The sequence below is a fragment of the Rheinheimera sp. genome (assembly GCF_036782235.1).
Taxonomy (GTDB): Bacteria; Pseudomonadota; Gammaproteobacteria; order Enterobacterales; family Alteromonadaceae; genus Pararheinheimera.
In genome coordinates this window covers 1-22,041 of record NZ_DAIPZL010000009.1, presented here as the reverse complement: position 1 = coordinate 22,041, position 22,041 = coordinate 1, and the positions used below count along the sequence as shown (strand labels likewise).

Annotated in this window: 17 protein-coding genes; 6 read left to right on the top strand and 11 right to left on the bottom strand. The window is 48.5% G+C overall.

Going from position 1 to position 22,041, the window contains the following annotated elements; genetic code table 11:
* Positions 1-2 precede the first annotated feature (2 nt).
* From V7P87_RS11055 to fabB, 9 genes are all read right to left on the bottom strand, one after another.
* Positions 3-506, bottom strand: a complete 504-nt coding sequence (locus V7P87_RS11055; protein ID WP_296299029.1) for a CvpA family protein — start codon at positions 504-506, stop codon at positions 3-5.
* A 59-nt stretch (positions 507-565) separates the two neighbouring features.
* Positions 566-763 carry an SPOR domain-containing protein gene (locus V7P87_RS16730; RefSeq protein WP_442967965.1) on the bottom strand — a complete coding sequence of 66 codons (198 nt, stop codon included), beginning with the start codon at positions 761-763 and terminating at the stop codon, positions 566-568.
* 548 nt (positions 764-1,311) lie between these two features.
* Entirely contained in the window at positions 1,312-2,598 is a 1,287-nt protein-coding gene (gene folC, locus V7P87_RS11045; protein ID WP_333797482.1) for a bifunctional tetrahydrofolate synthase/dihydrofolate synthase, read from the bottom strand.
* Between the two features lie 6 nt (positions 2,599-2,604).
* The gene (accD, locus tag V7P87_RS11040) at positions 2,605-3,477 is read right to left on the bottom strand and encodes an acetyl-CoA carboxylase, carboxyltransferase subunit beta (RefSeq protein ID WP_260657181.1); all 873 of its coding nucleotides are present in this window, start codon (positions 3,475-3,477) and stop codon (positions 2,605-2,607) included.
* 233 nt (positions 3,478-3,710) lie between these two features.
* Positions 3,711-4,496, bottom strand: a complete 786-nt coding sequence (truA, locus tag V7P87_RS11035; protein ID WP_333797481.1) for a tRNA pseudouridine(38-40) synthase TruA — start codon at positions 4,494-4,496, stop codon at positions 3,711-3,713.
* Between the two features lie 203 nt (positions 4,497-4,699).
* Entirely contained in the window at positions 4,700-7,717 is a 3,018-nt protein-coding gene (locus V7P87_RS11030; RefSeq protein ID WP_333797480.1) for a FimV/HubP family polar landmark protein, read from the bottom strand.
* 352 nt (positions 7,718-8,069) lie between these two features.
* A complete protein-coding gene (locus V7P87_RS11025; protein ID WP_333797479.1) occupies positions 8,070-9,089 on the bottom strand; it encodes an aspartate-semialdehyde dehydrogenase in 1,020 nt (339 codons plus the stop codon).
* A 15-nt stretch (positions 9,090-9,104) separates the two neighbouring features.
* Positions 9,105-10,241 carry a 4-phosphoerythronate dehydrogenase gene (locus tag V7P87_RS11020; RefSeq protein ID WP_333797478.1) on the bottom strand — a complete coding sequence of 379 codons (1,137 nt, stop codon included), beginning with the start codon at positions 10,239-10,241 and terminating at the stop codon, positions 9,105-9,107.
* A 180-nt stretch (positions 10,242-10,421) separates the two neighbouring features.
* On the bottom strand, positions 10,422-11,639 hold the full coding sequence (gene fabB / locus V7P87_RS11015) for a beta-ketoacyl-ACP synthase I (RefSeq protein WP_333797477.1): 1,218 nt from the start codon (positions 11,637-11,639) through the stop codon (positions 10,422-10,424).
* Positions 11,640-11,810: 171 nt separating this feature from the next.
* On the opposite strand from fabB, the gene mnmC reads away from it, so the two are divergent.
* Positions 11,811-13,760: a bifunctional tRNA (5-methylaminomethyl-2-thiouridine)(34)-methyltransferase MnmD/FAD-dependent 5-carboxymethylaminomethyl-2-thiouridine(34) oxidoreductase MnmC gene (gene mnmC / locus V7P87_RS11010; RefSeq protein ID WP_333797476.1), complete on the top strand. Its 1,950-nt coding sequence runs from the start codon at positions 11,811-11,813 to the stop codon at positions 13,758-13,760.
* A 37-nt stretch (positions 13,761-13,797) separates the two neighbouring features.
* On the opposite strand, the gene V7P87_RS11005 is transcribed toward mnmC, so the two are convergent.
* Positions 13,798-14,697, bottom strand: coding sequence for a flagellar protein MotY (locus V7P87_RS11005; RefSeq protein ID WP_333797475.1), 900 nt, complete (start codon positions 14,695-14,697; stop codon positions 13,798-13,800).
* Between the two features lie 152 nt (positions 14,698-14,849).
* Between V7P87_RS11005 and rnt the strand changes: the two genes are divergently transcribed.
* Entirely contained in the window at positions 14,850-15,536 is a 687-nt protein-coding gene (rnt, locus tag V7P87_RS11000) for a ribonuclease T (RefSeq protein ID WP_333797474.1), read from the top strand.
* Positions 15,537-15,671: 135 nt separating this feature from the next.
* Here rnt and V7P87_RS10995 read toward each other — a convergent pair whose 3' ends face one another.
* Complete coding sequence (locus tag V7P87_RS10995; protein ID WP_260657191.1) at positions 15,672-16,010, bottom strand: Grx4 family monothiol glutaredoxin; 339 nt, start codon at positions 16,008-16,010, stop codon at positions 15,672-15,674.
* Between the two features lie 226 nt (positions 16,011-16,236).
* Here V7P87_RS10995 and V7P87_RS10990 point away from each other — a divergent pair, with 226 nt between their 5' ends.
* The 4 genes from V7P87_RS10990 (at position 16,237) to V7P87_RS10975 (ending at position 21,872) form a co-directional block, all read left to right on the top strand.
* Complete coding sequence (locus V7P87_RS10990) at positions 16,237-16,821, top strand: Fe-Mn family superoxide dismutase (protein WP_260657192.1); 585 nt, start codon at positions 16,237-16,239, stop codon at positions 16,819-16,821.
* A 251-nt stretch (positions 16,822-17,072) separates the two neighbouring features.
* Positions 17,073-18,995: a PrkA family serine protein kinase gene (locus V7P87_RS10985; RefSeq protein ID WP_296299056.1), complete on the top strand. Its 1,923-nt coding sequence runs from the start codon at positions 17,073-17,075 to the stop codon at positions 18,993-18,995.
* A gap of 24 nt (positions 18,996-19,019) precedes the next feature.
* Entirely contained in the window at positions 19,020-20,300 is a 1,281-nt protein-coding gene (locus tag V7P87_RS10980) for a YeaH/YhbH family protein (RefSeq protein WP_333797473.1), read from the top strand.
* A 54-nt stretch (positions 20,301-20,354) separates the two neighbouring features.
* On the top strand, positions 20,355-21,872 hold the full coding sequence (locus tag V7P87_RS10975; protein ID WP_333797472.1) for a SpoVR family protein: 1,518 nt from the start codon (positions 20,355-20,357) through the stop codon (positions 21,870-21,872).
* Positions 21,873-22,041 lie beyond the last annotated feature (169 nt).

Genomic DNA, 22,041 nt, shown 5'->3' with positions numbered 1-22,041 from the left:
CCTTACCTCGTCAGCGCTGATGTCTGTTGCATAAAACTGGAATTGTCTTTCAGGTAACTGAAAAACCACTCAATAATAAAATCAAATTCTGGGATCAGGACTGAGGCTTTCCACCAGTCGGATCCGGCTGAAGGCGTAAAAGCGTCCAGAAAAAACAACAACGCACTGACCACCAGCACCCCACGCAGGGCACCAAACAGCAGGCCAAGTAACCTGTCGGTACCGCTGAGGCCTGTTGAATGCACCAGCTTACCCACCAGGTAATTAAAAAGACCGCCGAGCAGCAGACAACAAATAAACAAGGCCGCTATAGCCACAGCATTGCGGATCAGCAGATTGTCGATGTTGGAGAAAAAAGGCGAAAGATAAGGATAATAATGACTGGCGACAAAAAATGCCGCGATCCAGACGATCAGAGAAATGGCTTCTTTTACAAAACCGCGGATCAGACTGATAACAGTCGACAATCCGATAATTGCCAGAATGGCATAATCAACCCAGACCATGTGCTTCCAAAGGCTGCTCGATGACGGCGCGCATTCTATCAAAAGGCGCGCCGCTTAGGCTAATTATTTTCAACCGGTTGGAAAGGAACCACTTTCAGTTTTGGCACATCAGCCAAGGTCTGCAGCTGGCTCAGACTATTTTCCAGTTTGTCTTTTTTCAGGTCAGGCCCCACCAGCACACTGATCATGGTCTGGCCTTGGGCATTAACGACCTTGCGGCTGAAGGTGGCAAAACCTGCGGCTCTAAGCTTTGCCATCAGCGCATTGGCATTGGCCTCTTTGCTAAAAGAGCCAACACGCACCACCCAGGCGGCTTTTGTCAGCGCACTGTCAGCAGGTTTTAGTTTTTCATCTGCCTTCGGCTGTAGTTTTACTGCTGTCTCGTCGGCTTTGGCAGGTTCAGCAATAGGCTGCTGCACAGGCTGTGTTTCTGCGGCCTTTGGCACAGGATCGGTCAGCTCTGTTGGTTTAGCTGCTGCGCTGTCGGTGCTGATTGAAGCATAAGTTTGATCAGGTAATGTATCTTGTGCACCTTGTGTGCCTGGCTCACCAGCTGCTGCAGGCTGTGGATCCGGATCTGCATTTTTCTCCTGCGGCAGCGCCATGGCTGCAGCTCTGCTGGCATCATGCTGATCCTGCGCAAACACTTGCTGCTGCGCGACAGATGCAAATTCCGGGCGCTCAGGTATCGCTTTAAAATCGTCTTTACTGACCTGTTTCTGGCCATCGAGTAAATCCGGTAAAAAGACGATGGCAGCAATAATTAAAATAGCACTGCCAATCAGACGGTTTCTAAATACAGCTGTCATACATTTCCTTGCGGCCAGAGTGTCAGAAACTGTGACACTGTGACAAATGAACCAAAAATCAATACCAAATCATCAGCAGCAAGCTCGGGTGCCAATGTTGACCATGCATTGTGCATATTTTCATAACAATGTGAAACTGCTGTAGAAGGTAATTGCTGAGCCAGCTGCTCTGCACTGGCGCCGCGTGGCCCGGGTAAAGTCACCAGATGCCACTGATGCACCAAAGGCACAAAGTCCGCCAGACTCTGGCGCATATCTTTATCTTTTAACATGCCCACCAGCGCATGAACTTTGCGATATGTCGGTGCTATTTCAGCCAATTTGCCAGCGAGGTACGCCGCCGACTGCGGGTTATGCGCCACATCGAGTAAGATGGCAGGCGTTTTACTCAGCCACTGCATCCGCCCTGCCAGCTGAAGTTCAGACAACACTTTAGCCACTAAATCAGCATCCGGTAACAAATTCAGCGCTTCGAGACAGGCAAGGCAAGTTGCCATGTTCTGCAGCGGTAACGAGGCAAGCGGCAATGAATTAAAACTTTGAGCAAGGCCCTGAAAAGACCAGCTGTTGCCTGCTTCGGTCAACTGATAACGATAATCCCGGTTCACCAGCCTGAGTGTGCTGCCAAGTCGTGCTGCTTCCTCCAGCACAGATTGCGGCACTGCCAGATCTCCCACCACTGCGGGTTTGCCGGCGCGAAAAATACCGGCTTTTTCGCGGCCGATTTTTTCTCTGGTATCGCCGAGCCAGTCCTGGTGATCCAAATCTATGGTAGTTAACACACTTAGGTCAGGGTCAATAATATTGGTGGCGTCAAGCCTGCCACCTAAACCTACTTCAATAATACAGACGTCAACCTTGGCTTGTTTTAATACAGAAAAAGCCGCCAGCGTGGTGAACTCAAAATAAGTTAAAGCTGTATCAGCACGCAGTTGATTCACTTTTGCCAAAGCGCTGGCCCAAAGCGCATCACTGACATCAAGATTGTTGATGCGCAGCCGTTCATTAAATTTCAGCAAATGTGGTGAGGTGTACACACCGACCGAATAACCCTGGGCTAACAGCAGCTGTTCCAGACAGCGGGCACTACTGCCCTTGCCATTGGTGCCACCAAGCAGAATTTTAATACCGGGAAGTTGTTGCAGCTGACCACGTTCTGCCACCTGCAGCACCCGCTCCAGGCCGAGCTCGATACGATCAATAGGATGGCTTTGTTCAATAAATGAAAGCCAATCGGCCAGAGTCTGGCACGATTGGCTGGAAGATACCGCTTGAGAGTTCATAACGCCTTAGGCGACGCGATTCTCCGACACCGGAGCTGGCAGCCGCATGAATTTTGCTACTAATCGGGCAATTGTATCGCGCATTTGGCGGCGGTCAACAATCATATCGATAGCACCATGATCCAGCAGGAACTCACTGCGTTGGAAACCTTCAGGTAACTTTTCGCGTACTGTCTGTTCAATCACCCGCGGGCCGGCAAAACCAATCAGCGCTTTTGGCTCACCGATATTGACATCACCGAGCATGGCTAAACTGGCAGAAACACCACCCATAGTAGGGTCTGTTAATACCGAAATATAAGGCAAACCGGCTTCACTGAGCTTGGCAAGGGCAGCCGAGGTTTTGGCCATTTGCATCAGTGAGAACAAGGCTTCCTGCATCCGTGCACCGCCTGAAGCAGAAAAACAGATAAACGGCACTTTATGTTCAAGGGCAAATTCAACACCTTTAACGAACTTGGCGCCGACCACTGAGGCCATAGAGCCACCCATAAAGTTAAACTCAAAGCTGGCCACAACCACCGGCATGCCTTTGAGCGAACCACGCATCACCACCATGGCATCTTTTTCGCCGGTTTCTTTTTGTGCCGCCACAATACGGTCTTTGTATTTTTTTGAATCTTTAAATTTCAGCACGTCCTGAGGTTCTAACTCAGCGGCCATTTCCACACCTGTGTTGGTGTCTAAAAAGCTGGCGAGGCGCTCACGGGCACCAATCCGCATATGGTTGTCACATTTTGGGCAAACACCCAGCTGGCGATCCAGATCGGCCTTATACAACACAGCGTCACAAGCAGTACATTTGGTCCACACCCCTTCCGGAATGTTACGACGTGCCGACGACGAGGTTCTGGGCAGGATTTTTTCTAACCAACTCATAAATATTCCTTAGATCTCACTGTACGATTTTCGCGCACAGATTTAGTGAATTTATGCAAAATTCAGCGAAAATATGGCAAACGGCGGTTATTAAAACACAAAGGTTGCAGAAGCAACATAAAAAACTGGTCTTAGTAGTGCAGGCTGAAACAGGTCTGTCCAGCTACACAAGAAATGCAGGGATCCACTGAAATCTGTGGCACTGCCAGACACAAGCCGGCAGTACCCACTGCTTAGTCTGGCAGGAATAAAGGGCCGAGCGCGCCCTGTGGGATCTCAAACTGCGCCGGATAATCCACCGCTACCAGATATAAACCTTCGGCCTTGGCCGTGGCCGCAGCTAAAGTCCTGTCTTTGGCCGCCAACAGCTCCGCAATCCACTCAGGTGGGCGTTTTTTCATCCCCACTTCCAGCAAACTGCCGGTGATATTACGTACCATATGATGCAAAAACGCATTTGCCTTGATATCAATAACAATAAAGTCCTGAAAACGTTCGATATGCAAATGCATGATATTACGAAACGGCGTATTGGACTGACACTGAATGGCACGAAATGACGAAAAATCCTGCTCACCGAGTAGTACAGGCGCAGCCTGTTGCATCAGGCTGACATCAATATCCTGGTGATAATGACTGAGCCCCTGCCCCAGGATGGCCGGACGGTATTTGCGGTTATAAATCACATAACGGTAACGACGGGCTGTTGCCGAAAAACGGGCATGAAAGTCATCAGAAACAGCTTTTGCCCAGCGCACTGCAATACCCACTGGCAATTTGGAATTTGCACCCATGATCCAGCCGCGCATATCACGGCTGGCCTGGGTATCAAAATGAATCACCTGACCCGTACCATGTACACCTGCGTCGGTGCGGCCTGCGCAAAAAATTTCAATGGGTTCATTGGCAACCTGACTGAGCGCACGCTCGAGCTCACCCTGAATACTTTTGACTTCACGTTGACGCTGCCAGCCAAAATAGCCGGTGCCGTCATATTCGATACCCATTGCAATGCGCATGCATACTCCTTTTTTGTCCGGCGCGAGTATAACAAAGCACAACACAATTCCCAAAGTTCTGTCATCAGCTGCAAAAAACAAAGCCGGTGCTGCATCGCAGATCCGGCTTGGTTAAAACTTTCGGACTGGGTTTAACTTTTACGCCACTGCCACCACAGCTGTTGTAATGACAAAACCCACTTTATTATTTCCGCTGCAAAGGCTCAGGAATTTTGCAGATGAATCGCCTCTTGTTTGACATGAGCCGGCGCGTCTGAAGCCAGAATTTCTTTAATCAGCTGCTGGGCGCTGTCGGTATCACCAATTTCGTTATAAGCACGGATAAGATCAAGCTGACCGGCAAAACCGGCATCAGCCTGATCGACATCGCCCATTTCATCGGCGGCAATTAAATCTTCAAAATCGGCCAGACCCACATCGATATTCAACCCTGGCGCCATTTCGGCTTCGATGTCTTCTTCGGTCGCCGCCAGCAACTTATCAATATGCACATAATCAGGCAGATCGTGCGCCGGCAGCTGGGCTGTTTCTGCTGGCTCTGGCGCTTGAGTGACTGACTCTGCTGCGATTGCGACAGTATCCGATGATGGCTCATCATCTGTTAACAACAGATCAGGCTGCAATTCATCAAGTGCCTGTAACATGTCGTCAAAATTAGTGTCTTCAAGCTCAGATAATTCACTCAGCAGCGCTTTGTCTGCCATTTGCTCAGCCTGCGACAACAGCTCTGGCTCTGTCAGCGCCATATCAGTTAGTTCCGGCTGCGCAGTTAATAGCTGTGCATCATCGGGGAAAATGTCCGCATCAGCAGCAAATTCGTCTTCCAGCGCCAGCTCCGGATATTCATCCAACACCTTGCTGGGCCGTTCTACTGACGAAATAGCATCATAAAGTTTGCTGACAGAATCATCGTCCAGCTCTTCCAGATCTGGCATATTCTGCGCCGCAGCCAGTGCCTCTGCCTGCAGCAGCTCTGCCGCTGTTTCATCAGCAAGGCCCAGCTCTTCATCCAGTAAAATATCATCAGCGCTGAAAGTGTCGTCAGCTTCAGGTACTGTAGACGGCAACCCTATATCATCGAGCTCAGGTTCAACAGCCAGTTCAGACAGAGCAGTAGGTTCAGCCTCAATCGCAACGGCACTTTCGTCAGACTCCTGCAGCATCTGGCTGATATCCGCCACCGACAAATCGGCTTCATCAAAGTCTTGTTGTGCCAGCTCCAGCGCGGCAGAAGGCAGCTCCAGCTCTGTCAGCGCAGCGGCTTGTTGGCTCTGGGCCCTGATTTGTGCCACTTCGGTCAGAATGTCGTCAAGTTCGTTAAAAAGCTCAGTTTCATCGGCTTCCAACAACTCGGTAATAGGCTCTTCGTCGTCCTGTGGCAACGGCTGCTGCTGGCCATTTTCGTCCGGTAACTGCTCTTCGGCCAGCGACTCAGCAAAAGCATCAAGCTCAGAGCTGTCAAATTGCGGTACTTCTGCTTCGGCTTTACTGCTGTCTGCACTATTGGCCGACAACAAAGCATCAATATCAAAATCATCGGTGTCAGTAGCAGTTTGTTGCACCGGAGACTGAGCAACCGGCTCTGCCGCAACAGCTTGTACAGACACAGTTGCCTGTTGTTGCTGTGATTGGGCAACCAGGGCGTCAATATCAAAATCTTCGTCTAAATCAATGTTGTCGTTGCTGCTGTCTTTATCAGCCGGAATATCCAGCTCAATTTCTTCCAGCAACTCGTCAAACTCATCTGCCTGGGCTGCTGCACTTTGTAATGCTTCAGCAGATAAAGGTGTATCCGGCAGTAGATCCTCGTCCATCACTTCGGCCGCCTGCTGAGCTGCCAGAGCGCTGGCAAAAATAGCATCCGGATCTTCATCGTCGCTATTGCTAGATGGAGTTTCAAACAACGAATCTAAATCGTTGTTGGACAGAATATTATTGGGATCAAATTCTGTTTTAGCGCTGAAAGACGGCTCATCTTCGGCACTGGCAAATAACGAATTTAAGTCATCACCGGACAAGATATTGTTCGGGTCAAACTCAGTTTTTGTCGTGCTGCTGGCCGGAGTGTCAAAAGGCTCGTCCAGCAAATCGTCCAGATCAAAGTCTGTTTTATTGTTTGCGGTAGGCGTCGGCGCAAAATCATCCAATAAATCATCATCACCAAAACTGGCCGCTGCTTTGCTGCTGCGCGCAGGCTGATTATCATCATCAAGCCTGATATCCGATTGCATACGAGTATTTAATAATGAGTCGTCCAGATTAATCAGGCTACTCTCATCAAAGTCCAGACTGTCATCCAAAGGTGGCAAAGGTGAACGGTAATTTGGATCGACCGCAGGTGCAGCTGTGGCGGCGCTCACCACAGCGGCGGCCTTTTGACCACGGCGGCGGATCACCGATACTATCACCAATAACAGGATCACGGCAGGTAACGAACCCATAATGGCCCAGCCCACCGGACTTGCGGCAAATTTTTGCCAGAACTCGGCAAAATTAAACCCCTCTTCGGCTTTGCGGATCTGTTCGCGTTGTTGCGCCAGCAATTCCGCCTGTTGTTGTAGTAACTGTTGCAGCTGCAGCTGAATTTCACTGTCCTTATCCAGCTGACTTTTCACTACTGTCAGCTCTTTCACCACAGTATCCAACTGATTTTTTAACTGGGTGTTTTCCTGCACTATGGTTTCAACATTGGTCATAGAAGCGCCCAGTCGCTCGCGCAAATCCGACAAACGTTCGGTTTGCTGAGCTTCCACCCGGCTCAACTCTTCGGTAATTTCGCGGGTGGCTTTGGCGAGATCATCGGCTTTGGCGGTTTTATCCTCGGGTTTAGCCTGGGCCGCCAGACGGATTTTTTCCGCCCACAGTCTGTCGTCATTTTCTGATTTACGCTGCGCTTCAACGGCGTTCACCGCCAGAATTTCACGTAAGCTTGGGATCTCAAGATAAGCCCCTGGTTTTAAATGATTAAAGTTGTCATCCAAAAAAGCGTCAGGGTTTTTTTGATAAAGGGCATACATCACCTGATACATATTCAGGCGTTGATCAGGTCTGGCTTGTTCGGCCAATCGCCACAGGGTGTCACGCGACGACAAAGGCCCCAGCCGTGTGACAACTGGGGCGTCAAATTCTTTAGGTCCACGTAATTTGGCCGTGGTGTCCGCCCAGGCGACCGTCATAAAATTGACAATCAGCAACAGGATCAATAATCGCAGATGATGCATTCCAATATCCTTTACCGCTGCAGTGGCCGTCGCGCCAACTTAAAGATGCGGTGTCATCGCCTCAGCTTTTGAGAATAAATTCTACACTGCAAGCATTGTTCCACATTCGCAGGCAGTTCAAAGCGTCGATCCTAAACCAGTTTGCCGCACAATGCGATCTGCGCTTTGCGCCACTGATGCAATTTTATCTGCCGAACCGATGGAAACTTAACTAAAGACAGGAAATTAATTAAAAAAGCAGTAATTAATAAGGCAGCAGCAGTGGCCATAACAACATCATTCAACATCAATAAAAAGCTCCCGGTGAGGGAGCTTTTTGCCAACCAATAGCTTGCTTTCCAATACTCGCGAATTACAAATAATCGCGGATTAGATGTTCAGCAATCTGAATACTGTTAGTGGCAGCGCCTTTGCGGATATTGTCAGCCACAATCCAAAGATTCAGGCCATTTTCGTAAGACAAGTCTTTGCGGATACGGCCAACAAAAACATCGTCCTGACCCTGAGCATTGCCCACCTGAGTTGGGAAATCAGCATTGTCTTCCAACAGCGTCACACCTGGTGCATTGGCAAGCAAAGCTTTGACCTGCTCCACGCTGATGGGATGGCGGGTTTCCAGATGTACAGCTTCGGCATGGCCATAAAACACCGGTACCCGCACTGCTGTTGCATTGACCGCAATATGGTCATCACCCATGATTTTTTGGGTTTCCCAATGCATTTTCATTTCTTCTTTGGTGTAACCGTTGTCCAGGAACACATCAATTTGCGGAATAACGTTAAACGCGATCTGACGGCTGAACTTGCCTGTACTTTCAATAGGACGGCCGTTTAACAGCTGGGCTGTTTCCTGCGCCAGCGCTTCCACACCCTGCTGACCGGCACCGCTGACAGACTGATAAGTGGCGACGTTGATGCGCGTAATGCCCACAGCATCATGAATAGGTTTTAACGCCACCAGCATCTGAATAGTGGAGCAGTTTGGGTTCGCAATGATGTTGCGGTTGCGATAATCAGCAATAGCATGGGCATTCACTTCAGGCACCACCAGCGGAATATCCGCTTCATAACGGAAGTGTGAGGTGTTGTCGATCACCACACAACCTGCTTCAGCAGCGCGTGGGGCGTAAATGGCTGATACACTGCCACCTGCTGAGAACAAACCAATTTGGGCTTCTGACCAGTCAAAAGTTTCAGCATCCAGCACTTCAATCTGTTTACCCTTAAAGGTGACAAAACCGCCAGCAGAACGACTACTCGCTAAAGGGATCAACCGTTTCACCGGAAAATCGCGTTGTTCAAGAATTTCAATCAGATGCTGACCGACTAAACCGGTTGCGCCTAATACTGCGACGTCGAATTGCTGCGCCATATCGTCTTTCCTCTTTTACTGGCTGCTAAAACCTAACTGCGTTAAATATTCTGGAATTGCGCCCCCGGGGGCCGCTAACCGCAACGAACTGAATTCACGTCGCGGTGGATAATGTTTTCTGAGCCAGTCAAACCCGTTGCCATTCAGATGATATCTGAATAAAGCGTCATCACGGCGCACATCATATAACATACGGCACAGATTTTGGACATCTGAAAGTCCAAAATTTGCAGAAATTTGCAGCATTTCCATCACAGGAGACGGGCAAAAATCATGCAGGCCATGCCCTGGGGTTAAATTCAGCAAACGGCAAAGCGCCTGATACAACATTTCGGTACCTCGGGCCTTGCCTTCGATGCTGTGACCGGCGATATGGGCAGTGGCAATGCGGCAATAAGGCGCCAGCGCCTTCAGCACCAAGGGCTCGTTGTCCCAGACATCCAGCACCAGCGGTCTTTGGCCGCCATTTTGTGCAAGCTTTTGAGCCTCAGCAAGCAGCGCCTGATTACAGGTGACTTCACCGCGCGAGGCATTAATAATGGCCACCTCTGGCGCTAACTGCGCCAACGTCTGGCTGTTCAGCAGTTTGAAGGTGGCATGTTCGCCACTTTTTACGAGCGGAACGTGAAAACTTAACGCATCGACCTGTTTGAGCAAGTCTGCAAATGGCGTATGCGCAAAGTCCGACTCAACAGCCGCACGCAGCGGGTCGCATTGCAACACCTTTACCTGCAAAGCATGTAAAGCTTTGACCAGGCGGGAGCCAATTTGCCCAACACCCACCACACCTATAGTCCATTGCTGCAGCGGTTTTTGTTGTTGCTCGGCCAATAAAAATAAGCTGCTGAGCACGTATTCCACCACCGACTGCGCATTACAGCCTGGCGCGCTGCTAAAATGGATGCCCTGCTGTTGCAAATAAGACTGGTCTATATGGTCAACCCCGATAGTGGCTGTGCCAACAAACTTTAACTTGTTGTTTTGTGACAATAATTCAGCGTTAACTTTGGTGACTGAGCGCACCAGCAACACATCGGCATCAGCCACTTGCGCTGGCGTCAGATTGCGGCCATCCACCAGCTGCACCTGCCCTAGTTCGGCAAAAAACTGCTGCACATAAGGCATATTTTCATCAGCATAAATTTTTAACATCAGCGATCCTGCCAGAGATTTTATCGGCGAGCTGTAGCCACAGAGATTACAAGTCAGGCCGGCATTCTAAAACGCGGCCAAAAACAAAGCCACCTGTTGGTGGCTTTGTTGTTCCGTTTTGCAGCTTAGACATAAGAGCAACGTTGTTAACAGCGGTGCCGTTATTAAGCGCGGTATTTTTTATGAACTGCGATATTTCTGCATCACTAAAGTGGCATTGGTGCCACCAAAACCAAAGCTGTTTGACATCACTGTATTTAAGTCGGCCAGACGGGCTTCGGTCACAATGTTCAGACCTTTGGCCGCTTCATCCAACTCGCTGATGTTAATAGATGGCGCAATAAAACCGTGTTCCATCATCAACAGTGAATAAATAGCTTCATGCACACCAGCAGCGCCTAAGGCGTGGCCTGTCATGGCTTTGGTGGCGCTAATCGCAGGTGATTTACCAGCAAATACTTCCTGAATGGCCCCCAGCTCTTTTACATCCCCCACTGGCGTACTGGTACCATGGGTGTTGACGTAGTCGATCGGTGCATTGACACCCTGCATCGCCATTTGCATACAACGCACAGCGCCTTCACCACTTGGTGCCACCATATCGTAACCGTCTGAGGTCGCGCCATAACCGACGATTTCCGCATAAATTTTTGCGCCGCGGGCTAAAGCGTGTTCCAGCTCTTCAATCACCAGAATACCGCCGCCACCACTGATGACAAAACCATCGCGGTTCGCATCATAAGTACGTGACGCAATTTCCGGCGTGTCGTTATATTTGCTCGACAGTGCGCCCATAGCGTCAAATTCCATCGCTAAGGTCCAGTGCACTTCTTCACCACCACCGGCAAAAATAATGTCTTGTTTGCCCAGCTGAATCAGCTCTACCGCATGGCCAATACAATGAGCACTGGTAGCACAGGCTGAACTGATGGAATAGTTCACGCCTTTAATTTTAAATGGTGTGGCTAAACAGGCTGAACAGGTGCTCGACATGGTTTTTGGCACCACATAAGGGCCTACTCTTTTTACGCCTTTTTCGCGCAGAATGTCAGCGGCTTCCACCTGAGTTTTTGATGAAGCACCACCTGAACCTACTACTAAACCGGTGCGCGGATGTGACACCTGCTCTTCGGTTAAACCAGCATCTTCAATGGCTTGTTGCATGGAGATATAAGCAAAAGCTGCAGCGTCGGCCATAAAACGTAAGGCTTTGCGGTCAATCAGCTCGCTGGTGTCGAGTTTGATATTTCCCCAGACTTGCGAACGCAGGCCCAGATCGGCAAATTCCTGTGAATAGGTGATCCCTGAGCGGCCGGCTTTTAATGACGCCAATACTTCCGCCTGATTGTTACCGATGCTGGAGACTATGCCCAATCCGGTGATCACTGCTCTTTTCATTCTGACTCCTGAAGCTGGTCTGAGACCGAAAAACGTTGGATAAAAAATTAACGAAAAACATTGTACGGACTTTTCATGCCGAACTGGTCCAATTTCAGCGCACAGTTGTACACTATTATCCAAACAAATGACAATCAGGTTAAACTGTGGCGTTTTTTTTGAGAGCCCGTTATGCAACCTATTCAAAGCGCCATTATTCATTACAACGAACAGGGAACCCCGGTTTCTGATTTATTTGATGATGTGTATTTTTCCAACGAAAGCGGGCTGGAAGAAACCCAATACGTGTTTTTGCAGCAAAACGGTTTGCCACAACGTTTTTTAAATCACCAGCGCCGTTATTTTCATATTATCGAAACCGGTTTTGGTACCGGGCTCAATTTCCTGCTGGCCTGGCAAAATTTCCGTGTAGCACAAAAAGAAGCAGCATTGGCCTGTTGTGAACGTCTGTATTTCAGCACCTTTGAAAAATATCCGCTGAAAAAACAAGATCTGGCCAAAGCGCTCGAGAGCTGGCCGCTGCTGGCTGAACTTGCCGCTTTGTTAGTGTCGCAATATCCGGAGCCTGTAGCTGGTTGTCACCGGCTGCAGTTTGACGAAGGCAGAGTCACGCTCGATTTGTGGCTTGGCGATGTACATGATTCGATGCCACAACTAAGCGCGCAAAACAGCGCCGATGCCTGGTTTTTGGATGGTTTTGCGCCCAGTAAAAACCCGCAGATGTGGCAACCTGAATTATTCAGCCAGATGGCGCGCTTAAGCCAAACCGGCACTACAGTGGCCACTTTTACCAGCGCAGGTCTGGTCCGCCGCGGTTTAGCCGACGTAGGTTTTGCCGTAAAAAAAGTCAAAGGTTATGGCCGCAAACGCGAAATGTGTATTGGTATTTTTCAGCCTGATAATCCATCCCAAGCTAATCTGCCGGAACAGCCTGAGCAAGCCGCTGAATCCTCAGCCTCCACCCAAACCGCAGCACAACCAGACATGATCACTATTGTTGGTGGCGGTCTGGCGGCAATCAGTCTGGCACTGACACTGCAACAGCACGGCCGTCAGGTGAGGTTATTGTGTATGGATGATGCTGTAGCACAACAGGCTTCCCATAACAGACAAGGTGCTTTGTATCCGCAGCTGCAGGCCAGCTGGAGCCCTGTGTCTATGCTGCATGCACTGGCCTTTGGTTTTGCGGCTCGGTTTTACCAGAACCTAAAACAACAATTTGATTTTCCTGCGGATTTTTGTGGAGTGCTCACACTCGCCTGCAATCAGACTCTGGCAGTGCGCCAACAGAAAATGGCCGCAGAGCCCGCTTATCAGGGTTGTTTATTTCAACAGCTTGATGCTGAACAAGCGTCCGCTGTCGCAGGTTTATCCCTGCCCTTTGCTGGTTTGTATTATCCGGCCGGGGGCTGGATAGCCCCTCAGGCTTTTTGTCAGGCGGCACTGAAGCATTTACAGCAACAAAGCGGTTTTGAAGTTATTTTTGGCTGCAAGGTCAATCGGTTAGAGTGGCAGGCCAACAGCGCAACCTGGCAGCTTGATGCAGAAGATGTACATCACCATCAACCACAAGTCTGGTCTGCAAAAAACCTGGTGCTGGCTTGTGGCAGCCAAATCCACAATTTTGCCCAAACTCAGTTTTTGCCACTGAACCTGGTGCGGGGCCAGGTGAGTCATGTGAGATCCCAGGCTATGGCGCCTTTAAAAACAGTAATTTGCCATCAGGGTTATCTGACGCCGGCGTTGGATGGTTTACATTGTGTCGGCGCTACTTTTGACCGCAGCAGGCAACAAGCGCTGCTTTTAGACAGCGACAACGAGGCCAACCTGGCACTGGTGCAGCAGGTATTACAACAACCGGCTTGGTTTGACGATGCCAAAGTAGAATCGGCAAAAGCCGGGCTTCGCACCACAGTACCGGATCATCTGCCGGTTGCCGGTTTTATTGCGCCAGGCCTTCACCTCTTTGGCGGGCTGGGCGCCCGCGGCTTGTTGTTTGCACCTTTGCTTGCACAGCAACTGGCGGCACAGTTGTGCAACGAACCCTTGCCGCTTTCGGAAAAGCTTAGTGTGCTGATCCATCCGGCACGGTTTTTAACCAAACAAAAGGCGTCTTTATAAGACGCCTTTTTGATTTGTCTTGTGTGCCCGTATTGGGTTAAAGCCGGGCCAGCTGGATCACCGCTCTGCGGTTAACCGCCCGACCTCTTGGCGTGTCGTTCGGCGCCACATGACGTTTTTCGCCAAAACCTTCAGTATCAATTTTGCTTTCTTCAATACCGGCTTCAACAAAAAAGGCTTTTAAGGTCGCCGCTCTTTTACGCGACAATTCTTCGTTGATCCAGCGCCCGCCATAACTGTCGGTATAGGTATCAATCCGGACCGAAACTATGCTCTTGTCATGCTGCAGATATTCAGCAATTTGTTTTAGCCTTGCTTCTGACTCCCGTGTCAGCTCGTCGCTGTTGGACTGATAGTTCAGCACCGTCATTGCAATATCGTCGAAGGTATAACGTAATAAACCCGCCATACACTGATTAAACTTCTGATAAGGACCGGCAAACTGCACCGGATTTACCGCTGCCGCAATTTGGTCAAAAGGACTGTGCCAGTCGGCAAAATAAAAGGTCGGGCTGAACCCCTGCTCCAGTTCAGTCAGCAAAGTCCAGGCTTCTTTTTTCGCCAGGTCGCCATCAAATTGTTTTAACATTTTAAAATCGGCAATAGCTTTGGCCTGTTCACCAGCACGCCAGGCCGGTGGCACCGACAATACTTTGGCGAGTCCATAATCATCCGGCAGCCGCGTCATCTTTAGCGCAAACAATAAATTCAGTTCTTTGCCGGAATGACTGACAAAACTCACCTCACCAAAATTAGGAATGGTGTGGCTAAGTTCACATTGCAGCGCGGTGGCGGTTTTTACTGACCAGTTTGCCTGTTCAATAGTGGCAACATATTGCCGCACATTTTGCCGCTCTGCCTGCAATGCCGATTGCTCACTGCTGGCCAGAAGCTGCAGTGAACACAGGCTCAGACACAGATAACCAACAAATTTCATTGCACCTCCAGCCGTCACAAGCTGTTCTCCACTTTGGGCTTTGCCAGCATGCGCTGGTCGATAAGATTTTTCCTGCAAAGGCTGTGCCGCAACAAGACGACCGGCATTTTTTTTGGCATACTGCGTGCCCCCATTGTCAGGCTGGTTTGGATATGACACAAACAACATTATTTTCGCAACGATTTCGCGGTTATTATCCTGTAGTTATCGACGTCGAAACCGCAGGCTTTAATGCCCAAACCGATGCGTTACTGGAAATTGCCGCCACACTGCTGACCATGGATGAGAATGGCAATCTGTGCATCGACCGCACTTTGCATTTTCATGTAGAGCCTTTTGAAGGCGCAGTGCTGAACCCAAGCTCACTGGCCTTTAATGGCATAGATCCCTACAACCCGCTGCGTGGCGCTGTTTCTGAGCGCGAAGCGCTGACCGAAATTTTTAAAGCGGTCCGCAAAGCACAAAAAGACGCAGGTTGCCAAAGGTCGGTGATGGTGGCACATAACTCGGCTTTTGATCAGGGTTTCTTAAATGCAGCTGTTGAACGTAATCATATCAAACGTTCGCCATTTCATGCTTTTGTGTCTTTTGACACTACAACTTTGGCGGCACTGGCGTTAGGTCAGACAGTGCTAGCCAAAGCCTGCAAGGCGGCAGGCATTGCCTTTGATAACAAAGAAGCACACAGCGCCTTGTACGACACTGAGCGCACTGCAGAACTATTTTGTTACATCGTTAATCGCTGGCACGCCCTTGGTGGCTGGCCTCCGCCATTATTTGCCGACGACAACAGCGATGACGAAATCTCAGAACAAGACTCAGATACTGACGTTGCCTGAGACGGGCATGTTATTCAGGTTGTAAGCCTGCAGCAAATCCAGGCTCAGACTAAACCGCATAAAAAAAGCAGCTGACGCTGCTTTTTTTATCAGGGTAACCACAGTGATGACTGCAGCAACAACACTTTATGCTGCTTATTCTGCATCCGGCTTTTTGTATTTAGCCGCAGTTTCTTTAATTAACGGCTGTAATTCACCACGCTGAAACATTTCCAGCATAATGTCACAACCACCAATCAGCTCACCTTCCACCCACAATTGCGGGAAAGTTGGCCAGTTGGCAAATTTTGGTAATTCAGCACGGATATCCGGGTTTTGCAGAATATCGACATACGCAAATTGTTCACCACAAGCGATCAGCGCCTGAGAGGCCTGGGCAGAAAAACCACAGCTTGGGAATTTTGGCGACCCTTTCATAAACAGAATAATTGGGTTATCAGCCAGTTGTTGTTTAATTTTGTCGATAGTTTCCATAAAAAACCTCTGCCCTGGGGCACATAAAAAGTTAGCGCATTTTACCAGATGAATTGTGGCCGGCCACTTGAGTTTTCAAGTTTTGCCCCAAAAATTAATGCCAGCAGAAAGAGAGCATCAACAGGCGAAGAAACCGGCAAAACCTCAGGTAAAACTTGAGTATTTTAGTCAGGTTTTGTAGTCTACGCGATGCAGAAACCATAAACAATGTCAGTGGAGAATTACAATGGCCTTTGAATTACCAGCATTACCATACGCAAAAGATGCATTATTACCTCATATCTCCCCAGAAACTCTGGACTACCACCATGGCAAACACCACAACGCTTATGTGGTAAAGCTGAACTCTCTGATTGAAGGCACTGCATTTGCTGGTAAATCACTGGAAGATATCATCAAAACTTCAGAAGGCCCGGTATTTAACAACGCCGCGCAGATCTGGAACCACACTTTCTACTGGCACTGCCTGGCACCAAATGCCGGTGGCGAACCAACAGGTGCTTTAGCTGACGCCATCAACGCCAAATGGGGTTCATTTGCTGCTTTCCAAACTGCATTTAACGACAAAGCAGTGAACAACTTTGGTTCAAGCTGGACCTGGTTAGTGAAAAAAGCTGACGGCACTCTGGATATCGTCAATACCAGCAACGCCGGCACCCCATTAACGGACGCCAGCCTGACGCCGGTTCTGACAGTTGACCTGTGGGAACACGCTTATTACATCGATTTCCGTAACGCCCGTCCTACTTACCTTAACGCCTTCTGGGCGCTGGTGAACTGGAAATTTGCCGCCGAAAACTTCGCTAAGTAATTTTTACTCTGGCGTAACTTCTGGTTGCCAATCACAAAAAACCCGGTTTAAACCGGGTTTTTTTATTGCCTTCTACTCTGCTTTTCTTCAGCTACGCTTGTTGCCAATCAGACCAAACTGAAATAACGCTTTATCGAAAATTGCATAAAATTCTGTGAATTAGCCAAGCAAAGCGAAGTTTTACTGTCTAACCTTGAATTACAGCATCAGTTTCAGTCTCAAGTTTCTTTGACAAGGTTGCGGAGGTGCATATGGGCATTTTTGAGCACTATAAGTCTAGGTATGAAGCGGCCAAAGAAGAGGAATACAGCATTTCTGAATTCCTCGCTTTGTGCAAAAACGATAAAAGCTGTTATGCCAGTGCTGCAGAGCGGTTATTGATGGCGATTGGTCAGCCAGAATTTATTGACACAGCACAAGATCCGAAATTAAGCCGATTATTTTCCAACAGGGTCATTGCCCGTTACCCGGCTTTTTCTGAATTTTACGGCATGGAAGATGCGATAGAACAAATAGTTTCTTACCTGAAACACTCAGCTCAGGGGCTGGAAGAGCGCAAACAAATTTTGTATCTGTTAGGTCCTGTGGGCGGTGGTAAATCGTCACTGGCAGAAAAACTTAAATCGCTGATGCAACAAGTGCCGGTGTATTACCTCAAAGGCTCACCAGTATATGACCACCCGCTGTGCCTGTTTGACGGTCAGGAAGATGGCAATATTCTGGAGCAGGAATACGGCATTCCAAAACGTTATTTAAAAACAATTATGTCGCCCTGGGCCAGTAAAAGACTGCATGAGTTTAACGGGGACATCAGCCAGTTCCGTGTAGTGAAAAAATATCCTTCGATTCTGGATCAAATCGCTATCGCCAAAACTGAACCCGGTGATGAAAACAATCAGGATATCGCCTCTTTGGTGGGCAAAGTGGATATCCGCCAGCTGGAACATTTTGCACAGAATGACCCGGATGCCTACAGTTATTCTGGCGCTTTGTGCCGTGCCAACCAGGGCATTATGGAATTTGTTGAGATGTTTAAAGCACCTATTAAAGTGCTGCATCCACTGCTCACTGCGACTCAGGAAGGCAATTACAACGGCACTGAAGGTTTAGCCGCCCTACCCTTTGAAGGCATTATTCTGGCGCACAGTAACGAATCTGAATGGCAAACCTTTCGCAACAATAAAAACAATGAGGCCTTTTTAGACAGGGTGTATATCGTCAAAGTGCCTTATTGCCTGAGGGTGTCAGAAGAAGTCAAAATTTACGAAAAACTGCTTGAGCACAGTGAGTTAAAAGTAGCCCCTTGTGCCCCGGGCACCCTGACTTCGCTGGCGCAGTTTGCCGTGTTATCCCGATTAAAAATGCCGGAAAACTCCAGCCTGTATTCCAAAATGCGGGTTTATGACGGCGAAAGTTTAAAAGACACAGATCCAAAAGCAAAATCCTATCAGGAATACCGTGACTACGCCGGCGTTGACGAAGGCATGACCGGGCTTTCTACCCGCTTTGCCTTTAAGATTCTGTCCAGGGTCTTTAACTTTGACAGCACTGAAGTGGCCGCCAATCCGGTCCATTTATTTTATGTGCTGGAGCAACAAATTGAACGGGAACAATTTCCGGCCGATGTGGCGGAACGTTACCTTGAACATCTCAAAGGTTATCTGATCCCTAAATATGTTGAATTTATTGGCAAAGAAATTCAGACCGCTTATCTGGAGTCCTATTCTGAATATGGCCAGAACATTTTTGACCGTTATGTGATTTATGCTGACTTCTGGATCCAGGATCAGGAATACCGCGATCCGGAAACAGGCCAGTTATTTGACCGCTCCGCATTAAACGCCGAGCTGGAGAAAATTGAAAAACCGGCAGGCATCAGCAATCCAAAAGATTTCCGCAATGAAATTGTCAATTTTGTGCTGCGTGCCAAAGCCAAAAACAACGGCAAAAATCCAACCTGGACCAGTTATGAAAAATTACGCACTGTCATTGAGAAAAAAATGTTCTCCAGCACCGAAGAGCTGTTGCCGGTGATTTCATTTAATGCCAAAACCTCGACTGATGATCAGAAAAAACATGATGATTTTGTCGATCGGATGATGGAAAAAGGCTACACCCGCAAACAGGTGCGACTGCTGTCAGAATGGTATCTGCGCGTTCGCAAGTCTCAGTGATGCCAGGGGTTAGCCGGAGGTTTTATGGCGCATTTTATCGATCGACGCCTGAACGGAAAAAACAAAAGTGCGGTGAACCGGCAACGGTTCATCCGCCGTTATAAACAGCAGATTAAACAGGCTGTTTCCGATGCCATCAGTAAACGCAGTGTCACCGACATCGATAGCGGTGAATCTGTGTCTATTCCTGGCCGCGACATTACCGAACCGTTTTTTCACCAGGGCAAAGGGGGGCACAGAGAAATGATCCATCCGGGCAATGATCAGTTCAGCCCGGGCGACAGGATCAAAAGACCTTTGGGTGGTCAGGGCGGCGGTTCAGGTCAGGGGGACGCCAGTCAGGATGGTGAAGGTGAAGACGAATTTGTGTTTTCCATTTCAAAAGACGAGTACCTGGATTTATTGTTTGAAGATTTAGAACTGCCAAATCTGAAGAAAAATCAGTTAGATAAGTTGGTGCAATTTAAGAATGTACGCGCTGGTTACCGCTCGGAAGGGGTACCCAGCAATATTGATATTGTCAGGTCGTTGCAAGGTTCGCTGGCTCGTCGTGTTGCCATGAGTGCCGGCAAAAAGAAAGATCTGAAGGCACTGGAGCAACAAATTGCAGAGCTGCAACAAGAAGCTGTGCCGGACGAACACAAGTTGCAGCAACTCAGAGCTGAAGTGGAAGAGCTGAAAAAACGCATCGCCGCCGTGCCTTTTATCGACAGTTTTGATTTGCGTTTTCGCAATTTTGCCAAAAGGCCGGAACCAACCAGCAGAGCGGTGATGTTTTGCCTGATGGACGTATCAGGTTCAATGGATCAAGCCACCAAAGACATGGCCAAACGTTTTTATATTCTGCTTTATATGTTCTTAAGCCGCAGCTACAAAAATGTTGATGTGGTTTATATCCGCCACCACACTCAAGCCAAAGAAGTGGATGAGCAGGAGTTTTTTTATTCGCAGGAAACCGGCGGCACCATAGTGTCCAGCGCACTGAAACTGATGGCTGACATTGTTAAAGAAAGATATGACCCCACTCAGTGGAATATCTACGCAGCTCAGGCGTCGGACGGCGACAACTGGGCCGACGACAGCCCGCAGTGTGCCACTATTCTGACCGAAGAATTGCTGCCCTGGGTGCGTTATTACGCTTATATCGAAATTACACAAAGACCACATCAAAGCCTGTGGCTGGAATATGAAAAACTGCTGCGCAGCTTTGATAATTTTGCCATTCAGCCTATCCGTCAGGTCAGTGATATTTATCCGGTGTTCCGCGAACTGTTTCGAAAAAGTGTGAACAAGCAATCAGCCTGACATGGTGCCAGCTAATCAGAATGCCTGCGGCCCCGTGCTGCTAAGGAGTGCGCTATGACCGCTAAACGAAAAACCACAGCTGCAACAGTGCAGCCGCTGTCGGATGGTCCGGACTGGACTTTTGAACTGCTGCAGCAATATCAGACTGAAATTGAGCGGGTGGCTAAATTTTATCAGCTCGATTATTACCCGAATCAGATTGAAATTATCACCGCAGAACAAATGATGGACGCTTATTCCAGCGTGGGCATGCCTATTGGTTACCACCACTGGTCTTATGGCAAAAAGTTTATTCAGACCGAACAAAACTACAAAAGAGGCCATATGGGACTGGCTTATGAAATTGTCATTAACTCTAATCCCTGTATTGCTTACCTGATGGAAGAAAACACCATTACCATGCAGGCACTGGTAATGGCTCATGCCTGTTATGGACATAACTCTTTTTTTAAAAACAACTATTTATTTAAAACCTGGACAGACGCCTCTTCTATTATCGACTATCTGGTTTTTGCCAAAAAATATATCAGTGACTGTGAAGAAAAATATGGTGTCAGCGAAGTTGAAGATATTCTCGACTCCTGCCATGCCCTGATGAACTACGGTGTTGACCGCTATAAAAGACCACAAAAAATCTCGATGGATGAAGAGCAGCGCCGGCAAAAAGACAGGGAAAGTTATCTGCAGTCTCAGGTGAATCAGCTATGGAAAACCATTCCAAATAAAGAGCAGCATGCTGTCACGCAAGAGCGTCACTTTCCGGCCGAGCCACAGGAAAACATCCTGTATTTTATTGAAAAAAATGCACCTTTATTAAAACCCTGGCAGCGCGAGATAGTGCGGATAGTGCGCAAAATTTCACAGTATTTTTATCCACAAAAACAAACTCAGGTGATGAACGAAGGCTGGGCAACTTTCTGGCATTACACCATTTTGCAGCATCTGTATGGTGAAGGCCTGGTCACCGACAAATTTATGCTGGAAGTGTTACACAACCATACCAATGTGGTGTTCCAGCCTGCCTATAACTCAAAATATTATTCCGGCATCAACCCTTATGCACTTGGTTTTGCCATGTTTACCGACATCCGTCGTATTTGTGAACAGCCAACTGCCGAAGATAAACAATGGTTTCCGGATATTGCGGGCTCCGACTGGGTGCAAACCTTACACTTTGCAATGCAAAACTTTAAAGATGAAAGTTTTATCAGCCAGTATTTATCTCCAAAAGTAATCCGTGATTTTCACCTTTTTGCCATTGTCGATGATGATAAAGACAACTCACTGGAAGTTGCCGCTATTCATAATAACGAGGGATATCAGAAGATCCGGCAAATGCTGTCGGCTCAATATAATTTGAGTAATATCGAACCCAATATTCAGGTGTGGAATGTCGATGTCAGCGGCGACCGCTCACTAACCTTACGTTTTATCCCCAATAACAGGGTGCCGCTTGCCGAAAGTTATCCGTCAGTGCTGAAACATCTGCATCGGCTCTGGGGTTTCACCGTCCGGCTCGAGCAACTCAATGACGATAACTCCATTACCCAACTGATGATGGTGCCGGTGTAACTAAAACCAGGCACTGCTATCGGCAACAGCTGACAGCCCGCACTACACACTTCAGTGCGGCTAATAACAACACTGCATCACACCAGACCCGTTTAAGGGTTTGGTGTGAACCAGATAAAAAACCACCTCCATAGGAGGTGGCTTTGCAAAAGGCCCCCTAGAAGGGGGC

Excerpts from the sequence above, each read along its gene's own strand:
- V7P87_RS11055 (WP_296299029.1), bottom strand. The coding sequence starts at position 506 with ATGGTCTGGGTTGATTATGCCATTCTGGCAATTATCGGATTGTCGACT.
- V7P87_RS16730 (WP_442967965.1), bottom strand. The coding sequence starts at position 763 with ATGGCAAAGCTTAGAGCCGCAGGTTTTGCCACCTTCAGCCGCAAGGTC.
- folC (WP_333797482.1), bottom strand. The coding sequence starts at position 2,598 with ATGAACTCTCAAGCGGTATCTTCCAGCCAATCGTGCCAGACTCTGGCC.
- accD (WP_260657181.1), bottom strand. The coding sequence starts at position 3,477 with ATGAGTTGGTTAGAAAAAATCCTGCCCAGAACCTCGTCGTCGGCACGT.
- truA (WP_333797481.1), bottom strand. The coding sequence starts at position 4,496 with ATGCGCATTGCAATGGGTATCGAATATGACGGCACCGGCTATTTTGGC.
- V7P87_RS11030 (WP_333797480.1), bottom strand. The coding sequence starts at position 7,717 with ATGCATCATCTGCGATTATTGATCCTGTTGCTGATTGTCAATTTTATG.
- V7P87_RS11025 (WP_333797479.1), bottom strand. The coding sequence starts at position 9,089 with ATGGCGCAGCAATTCGACGTCGCAGTATTAGGCGCAACCGGTTTAGTC.
- V7P87_RS11020 (WP_333797478.1), bottom strand. The coding sequence starts at position 10,241 with ATGTTAAAAATTTATGCTGATGAAAATATGCCTTATGTGCAGCAGTTT.
- fabB (WP_333797477.1), bottom strand. The coding sequence starts at position 11,639 with ATGAAAAGAGCAGTGATCACCGGATTGGGCATAGTCTCCAGCATCGGT.
- mnmC (WP_333797476.1), top strand. The coding sequence starts at position 11,811 with ATGCAACCTATTCAAAGCGCCATTATTCATTACAACGAACAGGGAACC.
- V7P87_RS11005 (WP_333797475.1), bottom strand. The coding sequence starts at position 14,697 with ATGAAATTTGTTGGTTATCTGTGTCTGAGCCTGTGTTCACTGCAGCTT.
- rnt (WP_333797474.1), top strand. The coding sequence starts at position 14,850 with ATGACACAAACAACATTATTTTCGCAACGATTTCGCGGTTATTATCCT.
- V7P87_RS10995 (WP_260657191.1), bottom strand. The coding sequence starts at position 16,010 with ATGGAAACTATCGACAAAATTAAACAACAACTGGCTGATAACCCAATT.
- V7P87_RS10990 (WP_260657192.1), top strand. The coding sequence starts at position 16,237 with ATGGCCTTTGAATTACCAGCATTACCATACGCAAAAGATGCATTATTA.
- V7P87_RS10985 (WP_296299056.1), top strand. The coding sequence starts at position 17,073 with ATGGGCATTTTTGAGCACTATAAGTCTAGGTATGAAGCGGCCAAAGAA.
- V7P87_RS10980 (WP_333797473.1), top strand. The coding sequence starts at position 19,020 with ATGGCGCATTTTATCGATCGACGCCTGAACGGAAAAAACAAAAGTGCG.
- V7P87_RS10975 (WP_333797472.1), top strand. The coding sequence starts at position 20,355 with ATGACCGCTAAACGAAAAACCACAGCTGCAACAGTGCAGCCGCTGTCG.